The 8,874-nt window shown below is 40.1% G+C and carries 8 protein-coding genes and 2 pseudogenes; 5 read left to right on the top strand and 5 right to left on the bottom strand.

Annotated elements, in window-relative coordinates; genetic code table 11:
* Window positions 1-531: 531 nt before the first annotated feature.
* Complete coding sequence (gene tsaA / locus B3Q46_RS09385; RefSeq protein ID WP_004784264.1) at window positions 532-1,236, bottom strand: tRNA (N6-threonylcarbamoyladenosine(37)-N6)-methyltransferase TrmO; 705 nt, start codon at window positions 1,234-1,236, stop codon at window positions 532-534.
* A gap of 105 nt (window positions 1,237-1,341) precedes the next feature.
* Between tsaA and B3Q46_RS09390 the strand changes: the two genes are divergently transcribed.
* On the top strand, window positions 1,342-2,121 hold the full coding sequence (locus B3Q46_RS09390) for a ferredoxin--NADP reductase (RefSeq protein WP_004784266.1): 780 nt from the start codon (window positions 1,342-1,344) through the stop codon (window positions 2,119-2,121).
* Window positions 2,122-2,494: 373 nt separating this feature from the next.
* Window positions 2,495-4,912, top strand: a pseudogene (locus tag B3Q46_RS09395) (membrane-bound PQQ-dependent dehydrogenase, glucose/quinate/shikimate family).
* A 67-nt stretch (window positions 4,913-4,979) separates the two neighbouring features.
* Here B3Q46_RS09395 and B3Q46_RS09400 read toward each other — a convergent pair.
* The 3 genes from B3Q46_RS09400 to B3Q46_RS09410 all read right to left on the bottom strand — a co-directional run bounded on the left by B3Q46_RS09400 (window position 4,980) and on the right by B3Q46_RS09410 (window position 6,246).
* Window positions 4,980-5,162 (bottom strand): hypothetical protein, encoded by a 183-nt coding sequence (locus tag B3Q46_RS09400; RefSeq protein WP_004784275.1) that lies wholly within the window; start codon window positions 5,160-5,162, stop codon window positions 4,980-4,982.
* Window positions 5,163-5,180: 18 nt separating this feature from the next.
* Window positions 5,181-5,432: a hypothetical protein gene (locus B3Q46_RS09405; RefSeq protein ID WP_004784277.1), complete on the bottom strand. Its 252-nt coding sequence runs from the start codon at window positions 5,430-5,432 to the stop codon at window positions 5,181-5,183.
* A 190-nt stretch (window positions 5,433-5,622) separates the two neighbouring features.
* On the bottom strand, window positions 5,623-6,246 hold the full coding sequence (locus B3Q46_RS09410; protein WP_004784283.1) for a cation transporter: 624 nt from the start codon (window positions 6,244-6,246) through the stop codon (window positions 5,623-5,625).
* 85 nt (window positions 6,247-6,331) lie between these two features.
* Here B3Q46_RS09410 and B3Q46_RS09415 point away from each other — a divergent pair, with 85 nt between their 5' ends.
* The 3 genes from B3Q46_RS09415 (at window position 6,332) to B3Q46_RS09425 (ending at window position 8,543) form a co-directional block, all read left to right on the top strand.
* On the top strand, window positions 6,332-6,742 hold the full coding sequence (locus tag B3Q46_RS09415) for a Cd(II)/Pb(II)-responsive transcriptional regulator (RefSeq protein ID WP_004784285.1): 411 nt from the start codon (window positions 6,332-6,334) through the stop codon (window positions 6,740-6,742).
* Window positions 6,743-6,875: 133 nt separating this feature from the next.
* The gene (gene yegQ / locus B3Q46_RS09420) at window positions 6,876-8,285 is read left to right on the top strand and encodes a tRNA 5-hydroxyuridine modification protein YegQ (RefSeq protein WP_104425900.1); all 1,410 of its coding nucleotides are present in this window, start codon (window positions 6,876-6,878) and stop codon (window positions 8,283-8,285) included.
* A gap of 3 nt (window positions 8,286-8,288) precedes the next feature.
* A complete protein-coding gene (locus B3Q46_RS09425; protein WP_004784289.1) occupies window positions 8,289-8,543 on the top strand; it encodes a YfhL family 4Fe-4S dicluster ferredoxin in 255 nt (84 codons plus the stop codon).
* Between the two features lie 247 nt (window positions 8,544-8,790).
* On the opposite strand, the pseudogene B3Q46_RS09430 reads toward B3Q46_RS09425, so the two are convergent.
* Window positions 8,791-8,874, bottom strand: a pseudogene (locus B3Q46_RS09430) (pyridine nucleotide-disulfide oxidoreductase); the annotation flags it as partial.

Genomic DNA, 8,874 nt, shown 5'->3' on the forward strand with positions numbered 1-8,874 from the left:
TCAATGCGTAAGTCCTATATACTTTAACAAGTGATGCAAAATTCCCAGCAAACTCAAAATGTATTCAATTTCAAGATATTTCAAATTCAAAAGAATATATTGAGCTATATAAATATTCACTTGAAGAAGAAGATTACTTGAAAACAGAATGAGCCAGTGTATCCACCGATAGTAAAAACTATTCTAAAAAAACCTTTAAAGATGCAATTGCTTATTTAGATCTCCGAGAAGATCAGCAATGGGGTCTCGCAGAATATAAAAGTAAATATTATGAAGTAGATTATCATCCAGCAGGAAAAGAATACGATTTCAAAAACTTGCTATCAGAACTTCAAAGTTTGATAACTTCTGCAAAAGATAATAAAGAGAAGCAAGTTCGCCAAGAACTTTATAACTTAACTCAAAATGCATGCAATGCATTTAATGATGTCGCTTCAAATGAAATTAGAAAACAAATGAATAACGTGACCAGTAAGTAATTTTTATCATTTGTCTTGGTTAGTAGCTAAATCATTTAAGAAATACAGGAACTTAAAGTTCCTGTATTTTCACCTTGTTGTCACCTATTTTAAACTTCACATCTAAATCAGCAAACTTCATCCCATAAATCCGCTCTTCATCTTCCTGATATGCTGGTCTTGGATCTAAAGATAAAACCGCTTCCAGTTCCTGAATAGTCTGCATAGAAATTTTTCCATCCAATAGTAATTGTTGCTTTTGCTGCTCCGCTTCATCGCTCCAAATGACGGTTTTACGTGATGGTTCATCCTGTGCATAACCGCTTTGCGCATCAATCACTGAATCCGAATATTGAATATAAGGTTTAATGTCTATAATCGGCGTTCCATCTAACAGGTCGCTTCCTGCGACATAAACCCGGACATTTTTACCGACTTTTTCGACACGATTTAATTTCACGACTGATAAACCAATGGGGGCAGGACGGTACATACTACGCGTAGCAAATACACCTATTTTCTTGTTACCGCCTAAACGTGGTGGTCGAACCTGCGGACGAAACTGCTGGCTCTGCTGATTTTTATTGTCATGAAACTGCCAGACTAACCAGAGATGACTAAACTCTTCGATGCCCTCAAATGCGAGTAAATCATTATATGGACCGGTCATTTCAATATAGCTTTCAACCTGTACCAAATTAGGCTGACGCGGGATGCCAAACTTTTCTTTATAGGGAGAATGCATATAGCCAATAATCGGCAGAGTGAGTTCGGTCATAATCACTTTTTTTGATAAGCTCAATTAAATATATTCAGTTTATAGAGAATGAATTTAGATTAGAATAGCAACCTGTTCTAATTTGATAACTTATTGAGACCTTTAATGGCTGCTTTTAACGTCGAAAAGATTACTCACGTCCACCATTGGAATGATACTTTATTCTCTTTTAAAACGACTCGTGACACTGCATTACGTTTTAAAAACGGTCAGTTTGTGATGATCGGTCTTGAAGTCAATGGCAAGCCTTTAATGCGTGCATATTCAATTGCAAGTGCAAACTATGAAGAAGAGCTGGAATTCTTCTCAATCAAAGTTCCAGATGGTCCTCTTACCTCTATTCTACAAAAAGTTAAAGTTGGCGACGAAATCCTGGTTTCTAAAAAACCTACCGGTACGCTGGTTCTTGATGACTTAAACCCAGGTAAAAACCTGTACCTGCTTTCTTCAGGTACCGGCCTTGCACCTTTCCTTTCTGTCATTCGTGACCCTGAAACCTATGAACGTTTTGAAAAAATCATCGTTGTTCACGGTACACGTTTCATCTCAGAACTGGCTTACCAAGATTTGATTCTGAACGAAATTCCAAATCATGAGTTCTTCTCAGAATTGGGTGCTAAAGAAAAATTAGTGTATTACCCAACTGTTACTCGTGAAGAGTTCCATACCCAAGGTCGTGTAACCACTGCGATTGAATCTGGTCAATTATTCGAGAAAATCGGACTACCACGTTTCAACCCTGAAACTGACCGTGCAATGCTCTGTGGTTCTCCTGCATTCCTGGACGATGTTGCTGCACTGCTAGATCAACACGGTCTGAAAGAATCTCCACGTATGGGTGTTTTGGGTGACTACGTAATTGAACGTGCATTCGTAGAAAAATAATCTGCAAAAAAAACCTTTTGCAACCTAAAACGCATGCTTTAAGCATGCGTTTTTTATATCCAGTAAGTCTTAATCTGAAAGAATTAACTCAACCTACTCTATACTTAAAATTTCTTATAATTAGCATATTTATAAAAATGTAATTACTTAAAAAAGTAAAATAAATGATAAATATCAATACTCACATTATATTTTTTAGTCAAAAATTCATTCTTAAATGTTAGAATATGTAACTATAATTGATTTCTCATGAGGATTTATCTTCGCTAAAGACTTAGTTACATAAACTCTGTAAACTTTTAATTCGATCTATTTAGATCCCATTCTCCTGTTTCACCGTTTATGCAACCAAGCCGTTTTCTATAGGCAAGGTATGAGCACTGAACAACCCTCCTCTATCGAGCGTACAGGGTCTAAAGTCTATCGCTATTTTGTAGTGATATTAACTTTACTCGTTGCGCTGTACTTGATCATTCAAGGCGCTAAATTACTCACTCAGCCTCGGTGGTACAAGTTATTATCTCATCGCAGGGATTGCCTATGTTGCAATCGCCATTTTCTATGCGATGAAAAAAGCCCTTGGTTTCTGGCTTTCTATTGTTACTTTTATTGCAACCATCATCTGGGCGATTGCTGAAGTTCAAGGTTTGAGCTTCTGGCAATATATTCCACGTTTGGTGGTTCCAACTATTCTGTTTGTCCTCAGCATGTGGGCAAGCAAAAACCTGCCAGCACTCGATGCTGCAAAAATCAAAGCTGCCAATCTTGTTGGCTTTGCCGGTTTCTTTGCCTGTGTAGCAGCTCTGATTGCTGCGTTCTTCCCACATGACAAAATCCTTAATCCTGTTGATATCGTACAAGACCCTGCACTGGCTAAACCGAATGCAGAAAACCCGGACAACTGGGAATATTTCGGTCGTAATGGTAACGGTACCCGCTTTGCACCGTACACTGACATTACCCCTGAAAATGTTAAAGATCTGAAAGTCGCTTGGACTTATCACACTGGTCGTGATACCTCTGCCAGTGTCGATGAAAATATACCGATCCAAATTGGCAGCACATTGTACTCATGTACACCAACTAATATCATTTCAGCGATTGATGGTGACAGTGGTAAAGCACTTTGGAAATATGATCCACATGCAAAAACTGCAGAGCATATTACCTGCCGTGGTGTCGGTTACTATGATGCAACTAAAGACAAATCTTTAACTGCAGCAGACCTACAAGCACCTGGTATTAAAGCTTGTCCACAACGTATTCTAACTTCTACTGTTGATGGCCGTTTAATTGCCTTAAATGCTAAAACTGGTGCTTTATGTCCAGAATTTGGTACTAACGGTCAGGTCGATGTTCTGCATGACATGGGTCCTACCGAACAAAGTAAACGTTACCATCCAACGTCTACTCCACTCATTGCGGGTCATGTTGCCGTATTAGGTGGCTGGGTACGTGATATTGTGCATGGCGAACCGTCTGGTGTCGTACGTGCCTATGACGTTCGTACTGGTAAATTGTCTTGGGCTTGGGATGTCGGTAATCCTGAACTGGTTGGTGAACCTAAAGATGGCAAAGGCTTTACTTTAGAAACACCAAACATGTGGACCATCCCGACTTATGACAAAGACCTGAATCTGGTTTACTTACCTACAGGTAATGGTCCTCCTGACTACTGGGGTGGTGACCGTAACGGAGCCAAAGAAAAATTTGGTTCTGCCATTGTTGCCGTAAATGCTTTGACTGGTAAAACTGTTTGGTCTTATCAAACTGTTCACCATGATGTCTAGGATTATGACTTGCCGTCACAACCTGTACTTTATGACATGACTGATGATCATGGCAAAAAAGTTCCAGCGTTGATTCAAACTACCAAAATGGGTCAAATCTTCGTTCTTGACCGCCGTACTGGTAAACCAGTCACTAAAGTTGAAGAACGTCCAGTCGACACCAATGGTGCTGAAGGTGAAAAACTTTCTCCTACCCAACCATTCTCTGTTGGCATGCCACAAATTGGTAATACGACATTGACTGAACAGGATATGTGGGGCATCTCAACCTTTGACCAATTGGCTTGTCGTATTGACTTTAAAGACTCTGTGTATAACGGTCTTTACACTGCACCTGGTGAAAAACCATATATCGAATGGCCTAGCCTGCTTGGTGGTTTCAACTGGGGGGTATCTCAATTGATGAATCTACTGGCATGATGTACGTTAACGATATGCGTATGTCACTTCGTATGTCATTGGTTCGTAAAGAAGATATGGGTAAATATCATATCTCAACTGACGAAGTACCAGGATTCATGGGTACCGTACGTCCGCAATTGGCTGGTCCTTATACGGGTGTGAAAATTGACATCATGCAATCTAAACTGGGTGTTCCTTGTAACAAACCTCCATTTGGTACTATGACTGCCATCGACTTGAAATCTAAAAAAGTTGTTTGGGAAGTGCCGATGGGGACAGCAAAAGAGTTGGGGCCGTTAGGTGTTAAAACCCATATGCCAATTCCTTTAGGTATGCCAACACTCGGTGGTCCTACTTCAACTGCTTCTGGTCTAGTGTTCTTCGCAGGTACTCAGGATTACTACCTACGTGCGCTGGATTCGAAAACTGGTAAAGAAGTATGGAAAGCCGAGCTGCCTGTTGCTGCTGTTGCTGCACCGCTGATTTATAAATCTCCAAAAACTGGCAAACAATATGTTGTGATTTCTGCAGGTGGTGCAAGCCACTCTAAAGATGTCGGCGACTATATCATTGCCTTTGCTTTACCTGATCAAAAATAATTTTTTGATAGATAAAGAAAAAACCGAAGCTTAGGCTTCGGTTTTTTATTGCAATCATCATTAAAAATTAACGATCGCGACCTTCTTGGTTTGCAGAACCTGAACAGCCTGCACCACCACCGATAATAAAACCGCTTTCTGCTTTACATGAACCAATCATACGGCCATGTGAGTCAAATGTAGTCACTGTTGATGCACAACCAGTTAGTACGATAGTCGTTGCAAATGCAATAAGTGCTGATAATTTCATGATATTCCCCTCTATGATTTATGGTGCTAAATGAATCTGATTTTGACTTGGTGGTACTGGCAATAAACCTGTTTTAGCATCCACCGTATTGTAGTTCACGCCAATTGCATTGCCTGATCCATTACAATGAGCACTAGCAATTGAAAGCAGACCACGTGTAGCTTTACATGATCCAATCACCTGACCCGATGCGTCATAAGTGACGACCATAGAACTACAGCCAGTCATCAGTACAAAAGTTGAAAGTGAAAATAGTTTTATGAAGCTCATTACTCCCCCTCAAAAACACTAAAAAATTTAAATTGTTTAGTTATATGAATCTTTTGTAAATTTCGCGCATGATTCTTCCTAAATTTATCGCATTTGTAAAGCTTTATTTTTCATCTATTTTTTAGACTTATGGCTAATAAAAAAGCTGCCTGATCAGCAGCTTTTTCATAATTAAATTTAATATTAAGGATCAGGCTGACTCATGCTTCAATACTCGTTCAGCTAGAGCCTGTTTCACTACATGATATCCAGCACTTAAGCCTAGACTCGCCATAATGATTGCAACAATAATATCTGGCCATAGACTGCCAGTGCCAAAGACTCCCACTGCTGCAAAAATGACGGCCACATTACCGATTGCATCATTACGGCTGCACAACCAGACTGATTTCATATTGGCATCCCCATCCCGGAAAGCATATAAAATTATGGCTGTGACCACGTTTGCGATTAAGGCCAATACCCCGATAATCCCCATCGTAATGGCTTCAGGTGGAATACCTTGCATAAAGGCATAAATCACTTTACCAATGACGACCAGACCAAATACTGCCATAGTCAATCCTTTAATCAGAGCAACTGTTGCACGCCAATACAGACTTGCACCAATCACCGCCAGAGAAATACCATAATTCACAGCATCTCCAAAGAAATCTAGCGCATCTGCCCATAAGGCCGATGAATGTGCATAAGCACCGCCGATCAGCTCCACACCAAATAAGGTCAGGTTAATCAATAATGCAATCCATAAAGCTGTTCTAAATTTGTTATTAGGTTTGAGCGGCGCGGGTTCATGACTACAACTACAGGCCATATTATTCTCCGATGACTTCTTATCCTGAATGCGATAAAGTCATTAGAAACTATGGAGTCACTCCAAGGTCAAGCTTGAGGTATTTATGTCACATTATTTGATTTCTGATATAGCCAAGAACACTGATTTAAGCACTGATACCATTCGATTTTATGAGAAAAGAGGTTTGATTCAGCCGAATTTTCGAGCAAGTAACCAGTATCGTAATTATGGCGAAGAGGCCTTAAAACGCTTGATTTTTATCAAACGCTGTCGTGCTTTAGGCATGTCTTTAAAAGAAATTGAATACCTGATTCAGCTGGAACAGCATCCAGAACAGGATTGCTGTGAAGTTAACCAGATGATTGATCAGCACCTTATAGATATTTCAAATAAAATTAAAGAATTACAGTTATTTAAAAAGCAGTTAATGGCGCTTCGCGAAAGCTGTAATACCCCAACTACGATTGATCATTGCCAGATTTTGAAAGCGCTGGAATCTATTGAAAATAGCTGAAATATTTATGGATATTTTAAATCGTTCACTGTTTATCTTTTAACTTGAAATTGAGTTGAATTATGCCAATTCCGAGTTATTTACTAGGTTGAATCCTGATTTTAGATGACTAGAATAAAGACGTACTTTTTATATGTCTTTCTATTTCATCATGAGCATTTCTCACGTTACGGAACTTCTCTCACCTGCTGGCTCACTGAAAAATATGCGCTATGCCTTTGCTTATGGTGCAGATGCAGTCTATGCCGGCCAGCCGCGTTATAGCTTACGTGTTCGTAATAATGAATTTGACCATGACAATCTGGCTATTGGCATCAAAGAAGCTCACGCGTTTGGAAAAAAATTCTATGTGGTTGTGAATATTCAGCCGCATAACTCCAAGCTGAAAAATTTTATCCGTGACCTTGAACCTGTGGTTGCCATGCAACCAGATGCGCTAATCATGTCTGATCCTGGTCTGATCATGATGGTGCGTGAGCACTTTCCGGATATGGATATTCATCTTTCAGTTCAAGCCAATGCAGTGAACTGGGCAACAGTAAAATTCTGGAAGAATATGGGACTTACTCGCGTGATTTTGTCACGTGAACTGTCCATTGAAGAAATTGAAGAAATCAAACAGCAAGTTCCAGATATGGAAATTGAAGTCTTTGTTCATGGCGCACTGTGCATGGCCTATTCTGGCCGTTGCATGCTGTCTGGTTATATGAATAAGCGCGATGCCAATCAGGGTGCCTGTACCAATGCCTGTCGCTGGGAATACAAGGTATTGGACGCTAAAGAAGATGAAACGGGCGATGTGATCCCGGTGAAAAATATTGATTCTGGCTGTTGTTCAAAAGATGCTGATGAGTCACATATGCAAGTACAACATCAGTTTGATGAACCTGTGTTATTGCAACGTAATGACGAGGATATGTTTGCTGCCGAAGAAGATGAGCACGGCACTTATTTTATGAATTCCAAAGACCTGCGTGCAGTGCAGCATGTGGAACGATTGACCAAGATTGGCGTGCACTCCCTGAAAATTGAAGGTCGGACCAAATCTTATTTCTACTGTGCGCGTACTGCGCAGATTTACCGTAAAGCCATTGATGATGCACTTGCTGGTAAGCCATTCGATTCTTCACTAATGACTCAACTCGAAGGTTTGGCCAACCGTGGTTATACCGAAGGTTTTCTACGCCGTCATGTACATAGTGAATATCAAAACTATGAAAATGGTTCATCGAGTTTCGATCATCAGCAGTTCTGTGGGGAAGTGTTAGAGCGTAATAGTAACTATATCAAGATTGATGTGAAAAACCGTTTTGTCATTGGTGACTCACTAGAGTTGATGACTACTAAAGGCAACATCACCTTTACCTTGACAGAGATTAAAGACCGTAAAGGCAATATGATTGAAGATGCTAAAGGTTCAGGGCATATCGTTGAAATTCCAATACCAGCAGATGTCGATATGCAGTATGCCCTGCTGATCCGTAATCTGCCATCATCATCTGTAGACATTTCAGCCTCTTCACTGGCTTATCAGGCGAGTTAAAAAATGGCGCTCTTGATTACCGATAAATGTATCAACTGTGATATGTGCTTACCGGAATGCCCAAATGAAGCAATTTATGAAGGCGATAAGATCTATGAAATCGACGTGAATCGTTGTACGGAATGCGTCGGTTTCTATGATCATCAAACCTGTATTGCCGTCTGTCCTATTGAGTGCATTATGCCGCATCCAGAGCATCGGGAAACGCAAGAGCAGTTAATGGAGAAATTTAAAGGTTTGAATCTGTTTAAAGCTTGAAGGATGCATGAAGTCTTATGACTTCATCTAAGAACAACCTTAGGGAAAGATAAAAATAAGGGTTGAAAACAAAAACTGTCCAGAGGAAAGGAACAGCTAAAAGCGATTGGGGACGCTTTTGGCTGATCTAACAATAACTAAAAAAAAGGAACCCGGGTGTTAGCGTCCTGAGTTCCTATAAAGCGAAAATAATAATAGGAGTTTGAGATTAAGCACCTGGGATGTGGGGATTCCAGGTGCTCTTTTTTTACTGACCAGAACGGATGATGTAATCAAAGGCAGATAATGATGCTTTGGCACCTTCACCAGTCGCGATGATGATCTGTTTGTA

Origin of the sequence: Acinetobacter sp. UBA2581 (genome assembly GCF_002339435.1) — a bacterium.
GTDB classification, from domain to species: Bacteria; Pseudomonadota; Gammaproteobacteria; order Pseudomonadales; family Moraxellaceae; genus Acinetobacter; species Acinetobacter variabilis.